Source organism: Collinsella aerofaciens (genome assembly GCF_020709435.1).
Classification (GTDB): Bacteria; Actinomycetota; Coriobacteriia; order Coriobacteriales; family Coriobacteriaceae; genus Collinsella; species Collinsella aerofaciens_AU.
In genome coordinates this window covers 115,865-134,410 of the sequence record NZ_JAJFDP010000006.1, presented here as the reverse complement: position 1 = coordinate 134,410, position 18,546 = coordinate 115,865, and the positions used below count along the sequence as shown (strand labels likewise).

Annotated in this window: 18 protein-coding genes, 1 tRNA gene and 1 pseudogene; all 20 read right to left on the bottom strand. The window is 55.1% G+C overall.

All coding sequences use genetic code 11. The features are described from left to right. Nucleotides 1–97: sugar phosphate nucleotidyltransferase (locus LK493_RS05610; protein WP_265333300.1), on the bottom strand; the 97-nt coding region annotated here is incomplete at its 3' end. Between the two features lie 341 nt (nucleotides 98–438). Beyond that, nucleotides 439–1,080 carry an acyltransferase gene (locus LK493_RS05605; protein WP_227790405.1) on the bottom strand — a complete coding sequence of 214 codons (642 nt, stop codon included), beginning with the start codon at nucleotides 1,078–1,080 and terminating at the stop codon, nucleotides 439–441. Next, complete coding sequence (locus LK493_RS05600) at nucleotides 1,007–1,393, bottom strand: hypothetical protein (protein ID WP_195503353.1); 387 nt, start codon at nucleotides 1,391–1,393, stop codon at nucleotides 1,007–1,009. The genes LK493_RS05605 and LK493_RS05600 overlap by 74 nt, the downstream gene beginning before the upstream one ends. Beyond that, entirely contained in the window at nucleotides 1,394–2,611 is a 1,218-nt protein-coding gene (locus LK493_RS05595) for a Coenzyme F420 hydrogenase/dehydrogenase, beta subunit C-terminal domain (protein WP_052044165.1), read from the bottom strand. 8 nt (nucleotides 2,612–2,619) lie between these two features. Further along, nucleotides 2,620–4,125, bottom strand: coding sequence for a lipopolysaccharide biosynthesis protein (locus tag LK493_RS05590; RefSeq protein ID WP_227790398.1), 1,506 nt, complete (start codon nucleotides 4,123–4,125; stop codon nucleotides 2,620–2,622). Further along, nucleotides 4,118–5,191: a polysaccharide pyruvyl transferase family protein gene (locus tag LK493_RS05585; protein ID WP_117774364.1), complete on the bottom strand. Its 1,074-nt coding sequence runs from the start codon at nucleotides 5,189–5,191 to the stop codon at nucleotides 4,118–4,120. Before LK493_RS05585 ends, LK493_RS05590 begins: the two co-directional genes overlap by 8 nt. 2 nt (nucleotides 5,192–5,193) lie before the next feature. Then, nucleotides 5,194–6,468, bottom strand: a complete 1,275-nt coding sequence (locus LK493_RS05580) for a hypothetical protein (RefSeq protein WP_117786263.1) — start codon at nucleotides 6,466–6,468, stop codon at nucleotides 5,194–5,196. Nucleotides 6,469–6,562: 94 nt separating this feature from the next. Then, nucleotides 6,563–7,840 (bottom strand): glycosyltransferase family protein, encoded by a 1,278-nt coding sequence (locus LK493_RS05575; protein ID WP_055287332.1) that lies wholly within the window; start codon nucleotides 7,838–7,840, stop codon nucleotides 6,563–6,565. A 1-nt stretch (nucleotide 7,841) separates the two neighbouring features. Continuing rightward, nucleotides 7,842–8,780 (bottom strand): glycosyltransferase, encoded by a 939-nt coding sequence (locus tag LK493_RS05570; protein WP_227790397.1) that lies wholly within the window; start codon nucleotides 8,778–8,780, stop codon nucleotides 7,842–7,844. A 46-nt stretch (nucleotides 8,781–8,826) separates the two neighbouring features. After that, the gene (locus tag LK493_RS10365; RefSeq protein ID WP_408583396.1) at nucleotides 8,827–9,261 is read right to left on the bottom strand and encodes a Coenzyme F420 hydrogenase/dehydrogenase, beta subunit C-terminal domain; all 435 of its coding nucleotides are present in this window, start codon (nucleotides 9,259–9,261) and stop codon (nucleotides 8,827–8,829) included. Between the two features lie 32 nt (nucleotides 9,262–9,293). Next, a pseudogene (locus LK493_RS05565) lies at nucleotides 9,294–9,902 on the bottom strand (4Fe-4S binding protein); the annotation flags it as partial. 4 nt (nucleotides 9,903–9,906) lie between these two features. Beyond that, the gene (locus LK493_RS05560) at nucleotides 9,907–11,010 is read right to left on the bottom strand and encodes a polysaccharide pyruvyl transferase family protein (RefSeq protein WP_227790396.1); all 1,104 of its coding nucleotides are present in this window, start codon (nucleotides 11,008–11,010) and stop codon (nucleotides 9,907–9,909) included. A gap of 72 nt (nucleotides 11,011–11,082) precedes the next feature. Further along, entirely contained in the window at nucleotides 11,083–12,219 is a 1,137-nt protein-coding gene (locus LK493_RS05555; protein ID WP_035138273.1) for a radical SAM protein, read from the bottom strand. A 3-nt stretch (nucleotides 12,220–12,222) separates the two neighbouring features. Continuing rightward, the gene (locus tag LK493_RS05550) at nucleotides 12,223–13,506 is read right to left on the bottom strand and encodes a glycosyltransferase family 4 protein (protein ID WP_227790395.1); all 1,284 of its coding nucleotides are present in this window, start codon (nucleotides 13,504–13,506) and stop codon (nucleotides 12,223–12,225) included. Beyond that, a complete protein-coding gene (locus LK493_RS05545) occupies nucleotides 13,506–14,609 on the bottom strand; it encodes a glycosyltransferase family 4 protein (RefSeq protein WP_035138271.1) in 1,104 nt (367 codons plus the stop codon). The genes LK493_RS05550 and LK493_RS05545 overlap by 1 nt, the downstream gene beginning before the upstream one ends. Before the next feature lies 1 nt (nucleotide 14,610). Then, nucleotides 14,611–15,405: a sugar transferase gene (locus LK493_RS05540; RefSeq protein ID WP_227790394.1), complete on the bottom strand. Its 795-nt coding sequence runs from the start codon at nucleotides 15,403–15,405 to the stop codon at nucleotides 14,611–14,613. Nucleotides 15,406–15,458: 53 nt separating this feature from the next. Then, complete coding sequence (locus tag LK493_RS05535) at nucleotides 15,459–15,995, bottom strand: KOW motif-containing protein (protein ID WP_227790404.1); 537 nt, start codon at nucleotides 15,993–15,995, stop codon at nucleotides 15,459–15,461. A gap of 784 nt (nucleotides 15,996–16,779) precedes the next feature. Further along, nucleotides 16,780–16,855: transfer RNA gene (locus tag LK493_RS05530), tRNA-Ala, on the bottom strand. A gap of 159 nt (nucleotides 16,856–17,014) precedes the next feature. Continuing rightward, complete coding sequence (locus tag LK493_RS05525; RefSeq protein ID WP_227790393.1) at nucleotides 17,015–17,656, bottom strand: thiamine diphosphokinase; 642 nt, start codon at nucleotides 17,654–17,656, stop codon at nucleotides 17,015–17,017. An 8-nt stretch (nucleotides 17,657–17,664) separates the two neighbouring features. Further along, nucleotides 17,665–18,354 (bottom strand): HAD family hydrolase, encoded by a 690-nt coding sequence (locus LK493_RS05520; RefSeq protein WP_227790392.1) that lies wholly within the window; start codon nucleotides 18,352–18,354, stop codon nucleotides 17,665–17,667. Between the last annotated feature and the right edge of the window lie 192 nt (nucleotides 18,355–18,546).

Sequence of the window (18,546 nt, the reverse complement as noted above, 5' to 3'; positions counted from 1 at the left end):
TGGGCTTGTCGTAGACCGGCAGCAGCTGCTTGGAGGTCACGAGCGTGAGCGGGTACAGGCGCGTGCCGGACCCGCCCGCGAGGATGATGCCTTTCATTTAATCTGTCCTCTACAATCGAAATGCGCTTTAGATCGAGTGATAAATAAGACTTGGGTATCCTATTTTGCTAAACCCCCTCATTCTTAACGAAATAGGCAAGGTAATGACTGCGGAATATGGCTACCTGAATTGCCCCTTCCATTTTTCGATGCTCGACCAAGGGAGATTGATTCCGGTTATTTCAGGTTGGTTAATCCAATCAGCCATTTTGACTAAAAAGTCATCTTCTCGTTCGAAAACAGGAAGTCCGGTATCTTCACCGATGATCGCGTGCCAAATGTTGGTAATGGACTCACTTTGCTTCAACGCTATGAAAAGCGCCAGTATCGAAAATCAATTTATAATCCCACAATGATGTGAATTCGTTCGGGCAAATAACGACCGCAAAGTGATACAAGCGAATAAGATCCGGCAAGAGTTAGCGCCAAAACAGCAAATGTCGAAACACCAAGTGGAATGACGAATAATCCAAGCAGTTTCCAAACGGCCTTGAAAACAAGTATATGGCAGAGGTAGATTCCAAAAGAGGCGTTCCCAAGGTCAACAAGCAAAGTAGAAGATAATCGCGACTTGAATGATCCCGGAACCGCCATAAGAAGCGCGATCACAGCTAAAGAGGTCGCGGCAGAACCGAGCTTAAGCTGAGTTGTGGCCATATTGAAATCGCCAGTCAAATACCACCAGAAGCCTGCGACCTCCTGAATTATTAAAAATATAAAGAGCACTGCAACAAGCTGAGTGGTTCGTCCTTCAATGAGCGCAGCCCAACGCCTCCAGTCGAGACCGAAAACATAAAAGATGAGCCACATGGGGCAGAAAACCTGTATTAGAGGCAATGCGATACCGGCAACGGCAGCGAGCTCCCTTAGAAGCAAGCAAGCCGGTGTCACACAATAGACAAAGAACCTATACCGTGAAAGGAGCCTGAACAGTACCGGAGTAAGCAGCACAAGCTGTGAATAGACCAATAGATAGAACATCTGAGCCGATACGGAGCCCACGGCGAACGCCAGAAACCCAGACGCCCATGAAGGGCGGGAAACGCCGCAAGATAGATAACGCTCCAGAACGCATAAGGTCCGGCAACCTTGCTAATGCGGCGTCGAAGACCCCCCCCGCATTAAATTTGCGCTCGTCGGTAAGAACACCGGATAAAAACAAGAACAACGCAACAGAAAAGTTGAGGAATGGGCGAATGGCGACCGACGCGGCACATTGAGGAAGACAGTGGATAAGCACCACTGCGGAAATCGCAAGCCCACGAAGAGCTTGAAGGTAGCGATCCTTGGCCATCTAGGCTCTCCTTCCAACGAGTCTCTTTAGTCGTCGTTTAATACCACCAAGCTTGCCGCGGACACGCTGCCAGAGAGTGGGACGGAAATCCCACTTGTCCATGAGATCTGGGATGGAAAGCCCGGCAGACACGTCGTTCAAGAACTCGTCGCGCTTTGGATAAGGCGTGACAGAATGGACGAGGCTAGGGTTGCCCGCGATTACCCCATCAAGCGTCGCCGGACCGTTTGCAGTAAGCCCAGAAATAGCCTCGAATGCCCGCACGCCCTTCTCGGTATTGCATAGGACGGCAGATACGCCCTTGGAGTTGTCGACCTCGGGATGGGTATTCTGGAACCCCCAGAAATCACCGAGCGTGATATCGGCGCCGCTGGAGCGCTTTGCTGGACATGCCAGACAGGACGAACGAAGGCTCGCATTGGCCAGAAACGCTTTCATGTACCAGTCTTTGCCGAATATCTGGGACTCGGTGTCCCCGGTGTTGTCTTTCTCCGCTATGTGCTTGTACATAGCGGAGTAAGACAACCATCCGGTTGTCTTACTCCGCATATTGACGTCGCAGACGTCCGACCCGAAGGCCTCACCACGGTAGTCGACCCAGCGCGACCAGAGCTCTGGAGACGGAACACCGTGGCAGATGACGTCGACGCCGAGGAAGAGGTCAGAGTCGGCGAGTTTCCCCAGGTATGAGCGCATGCCAGCCACCTGGCATGCAGTACCGGCAAAGAGCGCCGGCCTGCCTTCACGCAGGGCAGCGCGGACGCCCTCGAAGACGCCGCGGCCAACCGCGCTCTGAACGTATTTCGAGCGCATAACGGCGCCGAGCGCCGGCCTGTCCTCCACGAGCACGTGACGAAGCTCGCGGCAACCGTCCGTCCACGCGGCGCCCGCCACAACACCGCCGCGCGAGAGAGCGTCACCGGCGAGTAGACCGAACACGCCGCCCGACGACGATCTATCGAGCAAGCCGACGTCATGAGCCTTCGCCCAGAGGGCGAACTCGCACCCGTCCTCCCCAGGGGCGTTGAGCGCCGGGCATACGGCGTCGCACGCCCCGCAGCCTACGCACCCGGAGGCGTCGACGGTGGGGTGTAGGAAGCCACAATCATCGGGTTCCATGGAGATGCATGACTTGGGGCAGCGGGCAGCGCACGCGCCGCAGCCGCAGCAACGGTCGCCAAGCGAGACGACCCTCGGGGATTTCTCGGAATCATTCATGATGGACCCTATCTAAGGAACGGGAGACGAGAGACGACCGCGATACGTTCGTCCTTCGTTAGGACGGCGAGCCAAAGGGCTATGGCGAAAAGCGCGCTGTAAACGGCGCCCCACTCGAGGAACGCGGGCCATCCGTTGACGGGCAGGACCGCCGTGCCAGCGAGGCAGGCGACGGTGACGGCAGCCCAGGCGAGCAGCACCGGCAGGTTCCGCTTCCAGAAAAAGAGCATGTCGAGACCGACCCGCTTCTGGTAGTACCAGTTCATCCACAGTCCGTTGCCGAGCACGATGCTGACGACATAGGCGATCGCGGGGGCCCACGGCCCCAGCGCCGGGGCGGCCGCGGCGGTGAAGGCAACGTTCCCGACCGCCATCGCAAGGTAGACGAGACTCCTGGCGTGGTGCATGTTCTTGGCCCTCTGGATCTCGATGCCGACGTTCTGACAGAGGGGCACCATGACGGGTAGCGTCATGGCGAGCACGAGCCAGTAGGCCTCGGCGAAGCCCGGGCCCGCCCACCTCGTCACGAAAAACTTCCCGAGAATAGCGAAACCTCCGTACACCCAGCAAAACAGTACCATCTGGTAGCGGCCCACGCGCGTCATAAGGCGAGTGAGCTCGGCGTTGTCGTCCGAGGTGGCGACGATGCGGTTGACCTTCGGAATGAAGACGTTCGACATCGTGGTGGAGAGCGAGTAGAAGACCTGGCGGATGTTCACGGCCACCGCGAACAGAGATACCGCAGTCGCGCCCGAGATGGCCCCCAGCATGATGTTGGGCACGCTCTGATTGACCATCTCGCAGACCTGGTTACCGAAGATCCAGGCACTGAAGGCGGCGATGCCGCGCATGACGCCCCAGTCGGCACCCCTGAGCTCGAAGCGCATGCCCAGCACGACGATGGCGTAGCGCGCGTTGAGGGCGAGCAGGACGAGGTTCACCGCGAGCTGTGCTAGGGCAACGCCCACGGGCCCCATACCGGCGGCCAGCAGGGCCCAGGCGCACAGCGGCGTCGCAAGCGTGGTGACGAGCTGCCTGGTCTGCTGGTAGACGAAGCGCTCGTGCGCCGTGATGTAGGAATTGAACACGACGGTGAACAACGTCGAGGCGACGTTGAGCGTCATGATGGCGAGCAGCCTCCGGGCGAGCGAGACCTGCGCCTCGGTGAACCCGGCCGAGAACACCGCGCCGGCGTTTGCGGAGAAGCCCATGCCGAGGGCGACCGCCGCGGCTGTGACGGCGACGTAAAGCGTGAGGTACATGCCGTTCAGGTGCCGGATGTCGCGCTCGCCGCCGTGCGCCACCGCCTGCGTGTAGAAGCGCACGTAGGCCTCGGAGAAGCCGAAGGACAGGAGCGTCAGCGAGAAGACAAAGGAGTTCGAGCTCTGGAAGACGCCGTAGTCCGCCTGCCCCACGTAGGACAGTAGCATCGGCGTGTAGACGAGGTTGACGAGGTTCTTTGCGAGGATGTTGGCGTAGCCGAGGAGGGCGCCCGCCTTACGCTGGCTAGCCACGGGCGGCCTCCGAGGGAATGCTCAATCCACATCTATCGAGGAATTCAACAACGATCTTCCTCTGAGCTGCCAACCTGTCATACGCCTTTGAATAGTCACTCTCGAGCAGTTCCGAATTACATACGGAAAGAATTGACCGCTCAACGAAAGAAACACCCAGCTCGCTGGCTAGCGTGTCGAATCGGCTGCTCATGTCTGGACCAGTGGACTCACGAGGGCAATAAATCAGCGGCTTCCCGAACAAGATCGAGAAAATTGATCCGTGATATGAATCTGTCGCTACAAGCTTTGCGTGACGGACGGCATAGAGGAACTCTGAAGGCCCGAGGGCGTAGTAGCGCGCATCCCCTAGTAAATCGACCCTCTTGCAGCTAAGTGAATCACAGATTTCGGCAACCCTCTCTTCGTAAGCTGCACTCCCGAGGAAGTACGTCAATACATAATCATTTGGAAGCCCGCAGTGCGGCTCTTTTTCATACCTTTCCCACCAGGAGCCGTCAAACATCAGTGTTGGGTCAATCAACACCTCGGCCTTTAAGCCGTACAGACTGTTTATAAGCTCGGCGCTCTTCTGCTCACGAACGGACAGCCTATCAAACCCGTCGAAATAGCCGTGGAACAGCTCACGCTTCTCCTCGGGAATCGTCGGAGCTGCCAAGCTTGGCGAAAAAGCAATGCGCTTTTCTCTTGGCGAAAACGTGAGAAACATAGTGGAGTTAGCGTCAGGGGAATACGGAGACCAAACTTGGTCGCTCCCAGCAACGAAAAAGTCATAGGATTTAATGTCACGTGGAGGGTTGGAATCAGATATAACCTCCCGGCTAAAGGAAATGTTACGGGAATTGAAATCCTCAAACGAACGATGCCTCTGGATGTGGGCAACGGCAAGCCCCTTTGGAATGAGCGAAGCCAAAGACTTGAGCTTGTATTTGGCAGATCTCGAGTCCTTCTGTCTGAACGTAAGGACATCTGCACCCGAGAGTTTGAGAGTTTCTTGGACAGCAAGGTTCTGGAGCCTCTGCCCATAGTTGTCCCCATGCGTAAATGTGGAAATGCCTATTTTCATGTTCAAACCTGTTCTTCGTCTCTATCAATAATCAAATAGTCTGCAGCCGAGGAATTCCACGACCAAGCCAGCGCTCCACAGAGCAGCAGTAGGCACAAGCAGCAGTTCACCCTTGTAAAGCACTGCGTATACAGAAAGGTAATAAGAATTGTTAGCAAAAGGAGCAAACGAACAATCCGGCCATTAGATCCTTTTTCCTGCTCCATAAACTCACTAACCACGGAGTGGAAAAACGCTACATACGCTGCCGTCTCCCAAACCCCCATGAGAATCAAGAAAGACCCCATATCCGCTTGACCAAAGTGGTTAAACGACATGAACCCGGACGCGTAGAAGCTTGAGGCTCCAAGACCCTCTCCGAGACTCCATGTAGCCGGTCTCAAGAGAGCGAAGCCGATGATAGCAATCCTCTCGTTACTGCCGTCGGCAGCAGTACCGACGGAAGCTGAACTGCCAACCATATCGAACAGACCAAACACTTGCGTATCCACGAGGATCTGGAACGCAGGCACCAAGGCGTATGCAATTGTCAGGATAAAATACAAGGCGACAAGCCAAAAGAAGGGACCCGAAACATCCGCTTCTCCTCTCATGACTGAAATAAGCCAGAACATCACTAAAACGAGAGGAAGGATTATGAAGAGCGCCTTATTATCGTTGAGTGTCGCAAGATAGAAGGACAGGACGATAAGGCAGACGTTGTAAGCGATGGCAAGGGATGGCCAGAGAGGACCCCGAAGCCTCCTAATCCAGACGAAGTTGTAGAGCACGACGAATGAAGTGTAAAGGGCCACCGCATGGACGGACGCATAAGAGAACAGGCCGGAGATATTGTCCTCGAAGTAACTGATGTCGTTCGTTGTCGCAGCGATCATCCCATGGGTAGAGTACTGGATAAACATGATCGCCATATTGAGAAGCAATATGGCGTTGAAGACCGGAAAACCTGCATCAAAGAGTCCAAGAAGAAAATCCCTCTTGTTAGTGACCAAAAGAAAGAAGTAAAGCGTATAGACAAACGGGTAGAGGAGCAGCAAAATATTCGCCCTAAACGTTTCCATATTGCCACCCAAGAGGGCACCAGACAGCCACCCTGCAACGGTAATCAGCCCAAGTAGTAGCGCTCTACCGCTATATTTCCATCCGGAGAAGAGCGCCCTCACGCAAATCATGCCGGTAATTACCCAGTTGAGGTATCGCCCCAGACCATAGTACTCAAGGAAGAAAACCTGCGCCAAGATACCTATAACGATCGTCGCATCCGCCAGGTCACCCATGCAAACGGTTAGAACGCCTTGCTTATTAGGGAGATACCAACGACCTCTTCGACCAGCCCGCTCCTCCGCTTTATTTATAACGAGCCTCGCATGCCTATGATCTTGCATTGAGTACCTCCAGCAGCACACGTTCAATCAGCCTCGTGTGCATGTGAACTCCCGTGTTGAGACCTACCGAGGAGCATGGAAGCAGGTCTACGATCTCATCTGAATCGACAAGATCGAGCGGACCAGGCTTTCCGCTCCTGAAACGATTGACCTCCCTGATAAGCCGGCTCTTATCCCTAAACAGCCCGATTAGCTCCTCCTCGTTATTCAGCACCAAACCGGACCCATGCTCAACGACAAAGTCGGCGACATTGCCTGCACATGCACTCGAAATCGTATAAGCGTTTGCGGAGTAAGATTCCATACAGGTGTAGCTATAGGTCTCTGGACAAGATGGCCACATGACAACGATGGCAATCTCGCACTCCCTGAGAGAGTCGGTCATGGCATTTGGGTGCTTCTCATCAAATTCGACAAACCGCTTGTTCATCCCTGGATACATATCGTTCGAGCTGTTGAAGACGAAGAACTCGTACTCTTGTTCATCGACCGCAGATACGAGGCGAAGCCAGGTCTCCCAGCCCTTTGTCTTCCTTGGCATCCCCAGAAAGGCAACCCTGATGCGCTCCCCTGCGTTCAGAGGACGTCTGTTGCCCAGATACTCTCCAAGCAGCTTTTGGTGCGGTATTACATCAACAAGGCCCTCGTATTGGGGCCTGAATGAGAGAAACCGATTCTTCGTATAGGTCGAAGGTGCAACAAAACGGAGATTTTTGATGGAGTCAAACAGCCCTTGGATCTTCGACTCCACACGAAGGCTGTTACTGAAGTGGGGGCATTTCTCACAGGGAGCGTCGCCGAGCCTTGAGCTGTCACAAAAGCCGCTCCTATTTTGGAGGTTATAGCTTGTACAACACAGGTAATAGTCGTGGAGAAAGGCCCTGACCGGTGTTTTGCCTGTAACTTTTAGCAGTTCGGAGACTTTCTCAAGGCTCACGTACAGAAGGTGGTGGATATGAAGCTCAAGAAGGCTGAAGCCGCTTTTTTGCCAGCTGCAAAGGGCCTCGCACACCTGGGCAATACTGAAAACACCAGCCTCCACCCCATCGACCGTAACCCCGAATTCGCAAAATAGCATCTGGTCGTCCCTGAACAGGGTCTTCTTAACCGAGTGGAGATAGACGTAACTTATGCCGTGCGACGCCATGGCCTGCTGACTCGCCATAATAGCCTTTGGGGTGCCGGTCTTGTCCTTGAGATAGTCGCAAAAGGCAAGCGCTAGGACGTACCCACTATTGTGCGGTTTGGGGATGCTTTTACTCATATCATCGCTTCCCAAACAAGAGGAGAGATCTATTGAAAAGGTCCTCTTGTAGACTGCCGAAATTCAGCCTCGAAGAGAAAGAAACCCTGCACCTAGCCATGAAAGAAGCGTCCATTTTCGATACCAACTCTCCAAGAGCACGCTCTGGAGGAAGAATGCAGTCGGAATAAGTTGAAAGAAGTCCAGTAACTTGCTTTGCAAGAGTAATCTCTCGCGGATGACAAAAACTATTGATTTTCTCAATCACTTTAGATGGTAAATCAGTACTCACACCGACCACATTACGACCATGCTGGCGATATCCCATATGAGGAGAAGCATCGAAAACAATCCGATAACCCAGCAGCACGCATAGATTAGCTATCAGCTTATCATGCATGATGACGGGATGGGGCAGCTCATGCAAGCAAACAACTTCCCAAATACGCCTATCAAATACTTGCGTACATCCCATAGGTGACCCAATGCAAAGCTGGTTGAGAGGGTCGTTATCTCGATAAGATATGCACCTTTGTTGCCCATAGGTTAACCGGCCCATCTCATTACCAGCTGAATCTACAAGTCTTGAATTGCAATGATAAAGAGCCAAATTCTCCTGCTTCTTAAGCTGTTTAATCGCAGTTATCAGTTTATCGCTATCCCAAATATCATCTTGGTCGGAAAACGCATAGTAATCAGCTTCGGGAGCATTCCGCAACAACGTCAAAAACCCTAAAGCAGGTCCTAGGTTTTCTCCTGTTAACAAAGTCAGACTGCCCTCATCTGCATAGCGCTGCAGAAGATCACGAGTACCATCAGATGACCCGTCATCACGGACAAAAAGACGTACGTCAACTTCAGCCTGCGAGAGAATGCTGTCAATTTGTTCTGAAATAAATGGGATGCCGTTGTATGACGCCATTAATACGACGCACTTTGGCACCTTGGAATTACTCAACATATGGATTACCTTATCATTAATGCCTAAAGCAAACGCTCTCGATGTGTTAACCCCTGAGCAAACCCAGTGCAAGCAGTATATCCTTGACCAAGTACTTGGCGCAGTCTTTTGGCCTCGCCCTGAGAACGAGTCGGTTAACCCGTACCCCGTTACGAAAGCCGTCCATAAAGGTATTTCTTTCTATAGGCTTCGTCGAAGGACGTTGAAGCTGTTCATTGTTGGCCACAGCTAGACCAGGATCAACCGGCAAAAGCTCAAGGTCCGTCATTTCTAACAGTTCTCGACCCTTGTCTGTCTGCACAAGTGCGAGGGATATCCCGTTCGCGACCTCATCAGAAAGCTCGCTACCCCATGAATCGCCAAGCGTAATATCGGAGACACGATCACCCTTGGCGTAGCGGCAGGAGTAGCAGCCTTCCGTATACGGTAAACCCGAGAGGAAAGCAATCGAGTAGCGATCGCGGACACCCGTCCTACCCACAGTATCAGCTCATTAGACAGGTTGTTACCTGTCTCTTCCAAGAATCGGCTCAGGACCTTGGGGGACGGTGAACCATGACAGATAAGGTCGATGGTGTAAAGGGAATCGGCTAAACGGCTTCCAACGAAGTTACGCATCGCAGTAACCTGACAAGGAAGACCGATAAAGAGAACCCTTTGACCACCTTGCAGGGCCTCCCTAACCTCGCGGTACGCACCAAGCGGATTGCTTTTGACGTATTTGGAGCCTTGGGCCCTCCTCAAGTAATCCGCATCAGAAGTGAGGTGGAACCGGAACTCACCGCCCTCCTGTGCACATGAACACACTAATCCATTTGACGCCACAAACGCCTCCGAGATGGCCGTAGCCAGACCCCCGGACGAAGATAACATTCTGAGCGATGTATCTTTCGCCCACCCCTGTAGCCACTCGAGAGGACGCAACGAAGATGGGGATACCATCTGGGGACACGTTTTCTCGCACAGTCCACATCCCACGCACCTTGTAGGATCAATACGGGCGTTATACGCCTCAATCGTATCCTCAATGGCAATCGCTCCATGTCGGCATGAATCGACGCAGGCCATACAGCCAGCGCACATATCCTTCTTGCATACCGTCCTAGTGCCAACGTTTGACAATGCCCTACTCCTCAATCATGCTCTTGAGCTGCGCTAGGGACTTCTCCCTCTCCGCACCCATCACGTCGTTGACCCGACCAAAGTCAATCTGCTTGGATGCTAACTCGACATCATCTAGATTCTGAAGCACTCTGTCCGTGAGGTCCGTGAGTCGCAGAATACTCACGTTCCTGCTCGAGGTTCCGTTCTTGGGCAGCACTTCTACCAGCGGCGTATTGAGATTTATGGCAAAAGCCGTACCGTGGAACGAGTCCGTGACTAGGCATGCTGCGTTGTCGACATACGAGAGAAACTCAGCAAGCGTCGGCAGCCACTTGAACTTGCCCTCGCGTGAGGCCTGGTGCAGGCTTGCGGAGATCCGTATCAGGGGCAAGCCAAGCTTTTTGGCAACCTTCACGGCGTACTGCCCCACCGTCGGGTCGCTGTGAATCTGGTAGACGAGGATGTATTCGCCCTTCGGGGCAGGTGCCGCCATCCTTCTCCACGCCTCGCCATCAAGCAGCAGCGTGGGATCGACAACCTGTCCGGCCTCTATGCCCCACGAGGCAAGCTGCTCGCGCGCGGCATCCTCGCGTACGAACACGGCCTCATATGCTCGAAGGTCCTCGAGAAACCTGGGGCGCACGCTATCCGGGATATTCTTCTTACCAAAGCTTGCCGCATATGAGATGCGCCTTGCGCCCTCGGGAGCAAACTCAAGCGCGTATGACAGGTCGTATGCGCCCGAGCTGATGGGACCCCACACCTGATCGCTTCCAGTCATATAGACATCGGCCTTGGGCGGATTAGCCTTCAGCTCCTCCAGGGATGCATAGTGAGGGCTCATCTTAAGCAGCTGGGAACGCTCACGCGCAAACCGCTTGCCCGCCACCCTTGTCTCAGGCTCCATCAGAAGTCTGTAGACAGACTTCTTCAACGGGTTCCCGTTCCAGGACGGCTTTGTCGAAAGAAGCGTCCTCACCTGCTGGGATACGTCCTCACAAGCAGGTACATAGTCCATAATCTCGAACTCATGCCCCAAGCTCTCTATCGCTCGTTGTGTCGCATATGCCTGGAGCAGGGAGCCATAATTAGAGATTGCGTGCCTGGTTATGCAGGATACTTTCACGTGTTTCCTCCGATTGATATCGAGCAACCGCTATTTCTGAATTTTTGCATTCGATTTTTCCACCCGGCTGCACTACAGCGCCTCCTCAGTCTCGTACACGTGCGCGTCGGCTCGGCTTGCGTCGGAAAGGCCGTCGTTGATCGCGGCGTGCATGTCGCAGGTGGAAAGAGCGTCCAGCTCCTCCTTCGTCACCTTGCCCGACTCGTAGTCGCGCACGATGGGGAGCTCGTGCATGTCGAACTTCTTGCCGGGCTTGAGCTTGTGCGCCAGCACCCACGACGCGGGTTTCCAGATGTACTTGTGCATGGCAGGAGACACGGAGCCGATCATCCAGCAGTTGCGGTCGCAGTGGCGCACGCAGCCGCGCACTTTCTCGGCCTGGGCGCTCTCCCACAGCTCATCCCAAGACTCGTCGTTAAGGTTGCCCATAACGAGCTTCTCCTTGGTGCCGTTGCAGGGCATGACGTCGCCGTAGGGGTCGATGAAGAACGTGTCGAACGCCATATCGCACGGGAGCAGGCGCTTCTGCCCATAGATGTAGTTGATGAGGCCCATGTTGAAGTACGCGCGGAACCACTTCTTGGGCTCGTTGGACTTGAGGAGCTCGTTTACCAGGTCCTCGAAGTTCTGGGCCACCATGGGACGGTCCTTGATGATGTTCTTCGCCTCGACAAAGTAGAAGCTGTTGTGCAGGCTGGCGGTGGCGAACTCCATGCCGAGCTCGTCGGAAAGCTTGTACAGCGGCACCAAGTCCGCAGCGTTGCGATCCTGCACCGTCATGCCAAAGCCCACGTCCGGGTGCTTCATTTCCACGAGCTTCTTGAGCGTCTCGTAGCCGCGGTTGAAGCCGTTCTGGAGACCGCGGATCTCATCGTTGGTCTGCTGCAGACCCTCGATGGAGATGCGGATTCCCACCTGGGGGAATTCCTCGGCAAGGGCGATGATGCGGTCGGTGAAGAAGCCGTTGGTGGAGATGACGATGCGGTCGGACTTCTTGTACAGCTCGCGCACGATATCCGCAAGGTCGGTCCTGATGAAGGGCTCGCCACCGGTGATGTTGGTGAAGTACATGCGCGGGAGCTTCTTGATCACGTCGAGGGAGAGCTCCTCCTCCGGACGGCTGGGAGCCTTGTAGCGGTTGCACATGGTGCAGCGCGCGTTGCAGCGGTACGTTACGATTACGGTTCCGTTGAGTTTCTTCTCGGCCATGGGTTAGGCCACCACCTTCCGGTCAATTAGTTCTTGATACAGGGAGACGAGATTCCGGATGTATTCCTCTTGATTACAGTTCTCTGCCACGAATGAACGGCAATGCGCGCTCATCGCGGCGTAAGCCGCAGGATCGGCGGCCACCGCCGCACCCCTACGGATTGCATCTGCGAGTCCTGCCTCATCGTGGGCTTCAGCCAGGAAGCCCGTTTCACCCTCACGTACCAGCTCGGGTATTCCGCCCATGTTCGTACCGATAACGGGCTTGCCCGCGGCGAGTGCCTCGAGAACCGCATATGGCGCGTTCTCGAGCCACTCTGACGGCGCAGCCGCCAGAGTGGCTCGATTCACAAGTCCGCGCAGGGCGTCACCGGTTTTATATCCAACCAGCTCAATCCTCGAGCTTATTTCGTTTGGCATTGCGGAAACTTTGACCTTCACAGCATCACATTCAGGGCCATCGCCTGCAATAACAAGACGCCAATCAGGGATCACCGGTGCCACCTTCTCAAAAGCATGCACGAGCGTTAACACGCCTTTCTCGCGAGAAAGGCGTCCCAGATACAGCATGTAGGGATCTTCATTATTTTGGTTGGCAACTTCCCGTGACATCGAATCGGGATTCAGGAAATTCCGCATGAGGACAAGCTGACGCTCGGGAAGCCCCGCTTCAATAAACTTGTTCCGCATGAACTCACTCGGGCAGATGATGCGATCGAGACGTGAATAGGTTTTGTGCCGTTTAAGCCACTCCGCCTCAGCCACCGCTAACGCGCTTTTTGCGATCGAACCCTTTACGCACTTCTTCTTAAGGCAATTGCCAAAATGACCCCCGAGACACGAATCGCAAACGTTGCCCTCGGAATCAAGCATAAGATAGCTCGGGCAAGCAAGAATCAAGTCGTGCGAGGTATACACAACCGGCGTTGGATGCTGCTTTAGCCAAGGAGCGTCCAAGATGGAAAACGTAATCTGCCTATGAGTGAGATTGAGATGGATTACATCGGGCTGGAATTCACGGCACAGCGCATCGAACTTCTCGCGCGCCTCTTTGGAATACACAAGTGCCTGCGCGGCCTTCGCCTTATCGACAATAGAGCTCGGTCCGTTATAGTCGCGATTCGTTACAAAGTAACGCGACCACTCAGTCGGCTCATTACGCTCATCCTCCATGCTGAAGAAGGCAACTTCATGCCCAAGAGCGCGAAGACCATCGGCAAGAGCAAAGTAGTACGTCTCGCTTCCACCCTTGCGCCAATGAAACTTATTTACAAGAAGGATCTTCATTACGCAACACCCTCATACAAAGCAAGCGTCCTTTGGACGACGCTGTTCCAGTCATAGCCATTAATCGCGCGGTCACGTGCCATGGCGCCCAGCCTCTCCGCTTGGGCAGAATCCGCTATCAGGCCTTCAAGCACGTCGCGCAGCGCCCCCGCGTCTCCGTGTGGGAACGTGAGCCCGCAACCCTGCAGAACATCCGCGCACTCGGGAATATCCGAGGTAACGCATGCCGCACCGTGAGACATGGCCTCCAGCAAGCTCATGGGCAGGCCCTCAACGTCGGAGGGGAGCGCGTAGCAATACGCGTTGGAGTACAGCTCGGAGAGCAGGTTGCCCTCAACGTGGCCGGTAAAGAGCGCGCGGGGGTCGGACGCGGCAGCCTCTTTGAGCGCCACGGCGTAGTCGTCCGTATCGGAGGAGTCGCCCGCGATAACAAGGCGCTTATCCGTCTTTACCTGCTTGTACGCCTCCACCAACAGTTCCGGTCGCTTCTCGGGCACAATGCGACCGAGGTAGAGGACATAGGAGCCCTGGGTGAGCCCCAAGCGCTCGGAGATCTCCTTCGCGGGAAGATCCGCCTCGGGAGTGATGCCGTTGGGAATGAGCGTAGCCTCGCGGCCGTAAGCCTCCTTGAAGTACTCCTGATTGCCCCGGGAAAGCACGATGAGCGCATCCGCGCACTTGGCCGCCGTCGCCTCGCCGAACTTGATGTACTTGGAAGCCAAGCCGCCCCATTTTGCACGCTGCCAGTCCAGGCCGTGGATCGTTGCCACGGTCCTGATGTCCGCGGAACGCGCAAAACGAAGGGGGACGCACGGCCCCTCTGCGTGATAGTGAATTACGTCTGCCCCGTCTTTGATGGCGGCCCTTGTTGCGGCAAAGCTGCTCGTGAGCGCAGAGAGCCCCTTGATGTCCAGAGCCTTTACGGGAACGATGCGGTAGCCATCCTTCTCGTAGGGCTCGGAAGGAGCTCCTTCGCCCATACGGTCGTAGCAGGTTACTTGGTGACCAAGGTCTGCCATACGGCGAGCAAGCTCGCCTACCACCACTTCTACGCCGCCCTCGCGCGAACCCGTTCTCTTTTGGCCTATCATGGCGATGCGCATGCTACACGGCACCTTCCCCAGAGAACATCGTCTTCAGCGTGCCGAATATCAACCGCAGGTCCTGGCGCAGGCTGCGATTCTCTATATAGTGAAGATCCAGCTCAACCATTTCGTTGAAGCCCAGGTGGCTGCGGCCCATTACCTGCCAAGGACCGCTGCAGCCGGGTTTTACCGCCAGGCGCTTCATGTCGTGCTCGCTGTACAGGGCAACCTCGCGCGGCAGGCCGGGGCGCGGGCCAATGAGGTTCATTTGGCCCAAGAACACGTTGATGAGCTGGGGCAGCTCGTCGATGCTGTGCTTGCGAATGAAGTTACCCACACCGGGAATAATGCGCGGGTCGTGCTTCATTTTAAACATGGGGCCAGTGGCCTCGTTTTGGGCCTGCAAGTCCTTGAGCATTTGGTCTGCGTTGGGAACCATGCTGCGGAACTTGTAGATCTTAAACAGGTAGAACGTGCCGTCTTTGCGCACGCGGCCCACGCGCCACTGTGAATATAGGGGGCTGGCGCCCGGGCTCTTTATGCAAATGACCACGCTCAGAATTACCCCGGGAATAAAGAGCAACACCAGGGCTCCGCCGGCGGCGACAATGTCCGCCGTACGCTTAACAACGCGGTAGAGCCTGTGCCCAAGCTCGGGCTTCACGCCGGAGTTGGCACCGCGCAGCATCTTGTACGCTTCTTCGTTTGTAAGGTAATCCCCCGCAGCACCGGCTGCGGCAGTGACGGAATTCGCCGTGGCGGCCGTGCGCGTCTCCCGCGCGCCCTGTGCCATGGTCATCATCGTAGGCTCCAAGAGCCCCTCCCCCGATACTTTTTGCCTTCGGTCGTCCGCTTGCGAGCTTGCAGCTAGGCGATCGCTCTTCTGTGATTGCGCATAACGCGCTGCTCTTTTGAAAGCACCGCAAGGCCAACGCGGGTGGTTACGCGTCGACCGCACAGGTCGAGCTCCAAATAAGCAGTGCTCTTGCGTCTGTTAATGGTTTTGATAAGGCCTTCGTGGCCCAACAGTGGACCTGCCGTCACTATGACCTGGTCACCGTCTTTTAGGGCCTCGCTCATGGGCACTACGCGGTCTCCCCTATGCGTAAAGCCGCCAATAAGCTGAACCTCTTCTTTTGCCAGCGGCACAAACTGACCGTCCTGGGAAAGCACCCGGGCAAAGTCGTCCATACGTAGCAGATACTGTTGCACGGTTCGAGGATCTGCCGTATCGCAGATAAGATAACCGGGAAAGAGCGGCTTAGTCGTATTGACCCATTCGCCGTGTACTTTAATTTCGGTTTGAAATTGAGGATAAAAGAGCTCCTGCATGGCGCTCGTAGGCACCATACGCTCGATGCGCTCGCGCATTACATCTTCGCGACCGTTAATGACTTGGATCACATACCACACGAGCACCACCCCCTTGCTGTCTTACATGTAGCTCACGGGATTTGGGTATGGCTTCGCCAGGGCGCTTTTGCGCGAAGGCGCTCCATATTCAAACCCTGAGCCCAGTTAGACAAGCACGTGGCTCTGCCCCACCGTGAACGGTATGTATAAGCGCAGTTGCTAGAGATGCGGCCGTGTATCGCAAAAAGACCGCGTCTCCAGCTGGCTGCGTGCGAACCAGTCAAGCGGGAACAAAACTGGACCGCACGCAAACAGCTGCAGAACTGTTACGTTTGAGCATGCGAATAATAGTTATTTACATCTACGAATTACGTCGATGCAAATAACTAAAGTCGCATGACTTCTTTATTGGAGCTCGTGGTGTTTCTGGCACCGCCGTTACGGCTGGATGCTGATCGACCCTGCGCTTTGTGGCTTACTGAAGCCGTGAGCACAGTTGAACTCATGTAACGTTAGGTATCCTAGCACAAGCTGTTAGTGAAACTGATTTGGGCTGCGTTGGACAACATATCGTTCATTTAGCGTGCTTAAGGGAGTTATTTTGGGATGTTGTTCACGTTAATGCAGGTTAATGGGATGCTAACGGTGATTAGGCGCGTTCCTGAAGCCCATATGGAACGGCGATCTACACTGATAATCGCGTTTGGCTAACAAACTATGTGCAGACATGGGAAATAAATTGTGCAACTTTTTGTTGGCGTAGGTGGGGTTTGTGGCGCGTGGTGTTTTGGCATGAAAAAAGGCCTTCGGAATCCCGAAAGCCTTGCAATCACGATGGTGGAGACGAGGGGGATCGAACCCCTGACCTCTTGACTGCCAGTCAAGCGCTCTCCCAGCTGAGCTACGCCCCCGTGACGAGGAGATACTATAGGGGAAGACTTTCTTTGATGCAAGGACTTTTTTGGGTTGAATCTCTTACTTACGGGTTTTCCTGGGACGTGGCAAAAATAATCACTCTGCGAGCGATTATTTTTATCCGCCGTCCCGATAAAACCCTGATGCGATAGACCTTACTTGTAGAGGTAAGCGATGGCGGTGCCGGTGTGGACTTGGATCGTGGCTGTTGACCTGACGACGTTGCTAATGCCCGTGTCGACTAGCAGGCCCAGGGGGCTGTGATCTAGTTCCCACTCTAGGCCGTGCTCACTCACCTCGGTGTTGGGGGCTATGGCGATGATGGAGAAGGTTTTGCCCTCGGCGCCCTCAATGGTCCAGGTCTCGTTCTGACGCAGGATTCTGGCCGTCACTTCGTCTTCTTCGATCCAGACGGGGACATCCGCATAGCCCGCCAGTAGCCCTAACACAGAAAGAGCCATATCCGGACGGCCGCCGGTGGCGCAGGTCGCAACCACTTCGGCACCCGGCCAGCGACGGCGGACGGAATCGAGCGCCAGCGCCAGATCGGTATAGTCTTTGTACGGGTCGTGGCGCTCAACTTCAAAGTCGGTGGCGGCATCGACCAACGCGCGACCCGCGTCGCTCACCGTGTCGGCATCCCCCACATACACGTCGCAGCCCAGCCCCGCACCCAGCAGCGCATCGAGTCCGCGGTCCACAGCGACGACGTGATCGCACTCCCCTGCTAGCCTACGCAACAGATCCGTGCTCGCCACCAAGGGCGAGCCGCAGACCACTAATACCTTGCAAGCCACAGCCTCGCCTATCCCTCAAACGAAAGCACGCGGGCCAGATCCAGGTCCTCATAGCTGTCGATAAAGATATCGCAGTTGGCGCGAACATCGTCGCGCTTCATGCGGCCATGCGGGTCATAGATGCCCACGCGCTTAAAGCCGGCGGTCCCAGAGCTCTTTAGGCCAAAGACGGCGTCCTCAAACACCCATGCGCGCTCAAACTTGTACCCATGGCGCTCCTCCAGGCGGCGCAGCGCCAGCTCGTACACATCGGGGAACTGCTTGGAGCGTCCTGCTTCACCCGTCGTGGTAACAAACTCCATGTACGCGTCTAGCCCAGCCCCCGCAAGCGCAGACTTAACAAGCTCGGCCGGCGTGGACGTAGCCACACACATGGAAATGCCCGCCGCCTTCGCCTGCTGCAAAAATGTCAGGAGCCCCTCGCGAGGCGGCACCTTGGAGTACCCATCAATCAAAATCTCACCCAGCTCGCGATACAGCTCCTCGCCATTCGCACCAATGCCCCACGTGTCGTGGTAGGCCTGGCACTCGTCCTCCAGCGACAGGTGCTCAAATTGGGCAAAATCATCCACGGTCACGTCAATCCCGTGGCGATGCAATAACTCGGGCTGGGCATAGGCCCAAACGGGGGTGCTATTAACCAGCGTGCCATCGCAATCGAAAATAAAAGCAACCCTGGGAGCGGCGGTACGGGACATAAACGAACCTTTCGATATCAAATGGTAAACATCCTGCTAAAAACGTTTTACCAAACGTCAGCCTAACAATTTTGAAACCCAAATTGGTAAAACTGTCAAGAGTTTTACCACGGCAATTCTGCCAGTGGTATAAACATGTCGCTTACCGATTAAACGCCCCCGCAAATCCGCTTTCGTCCATAAAACTAACGC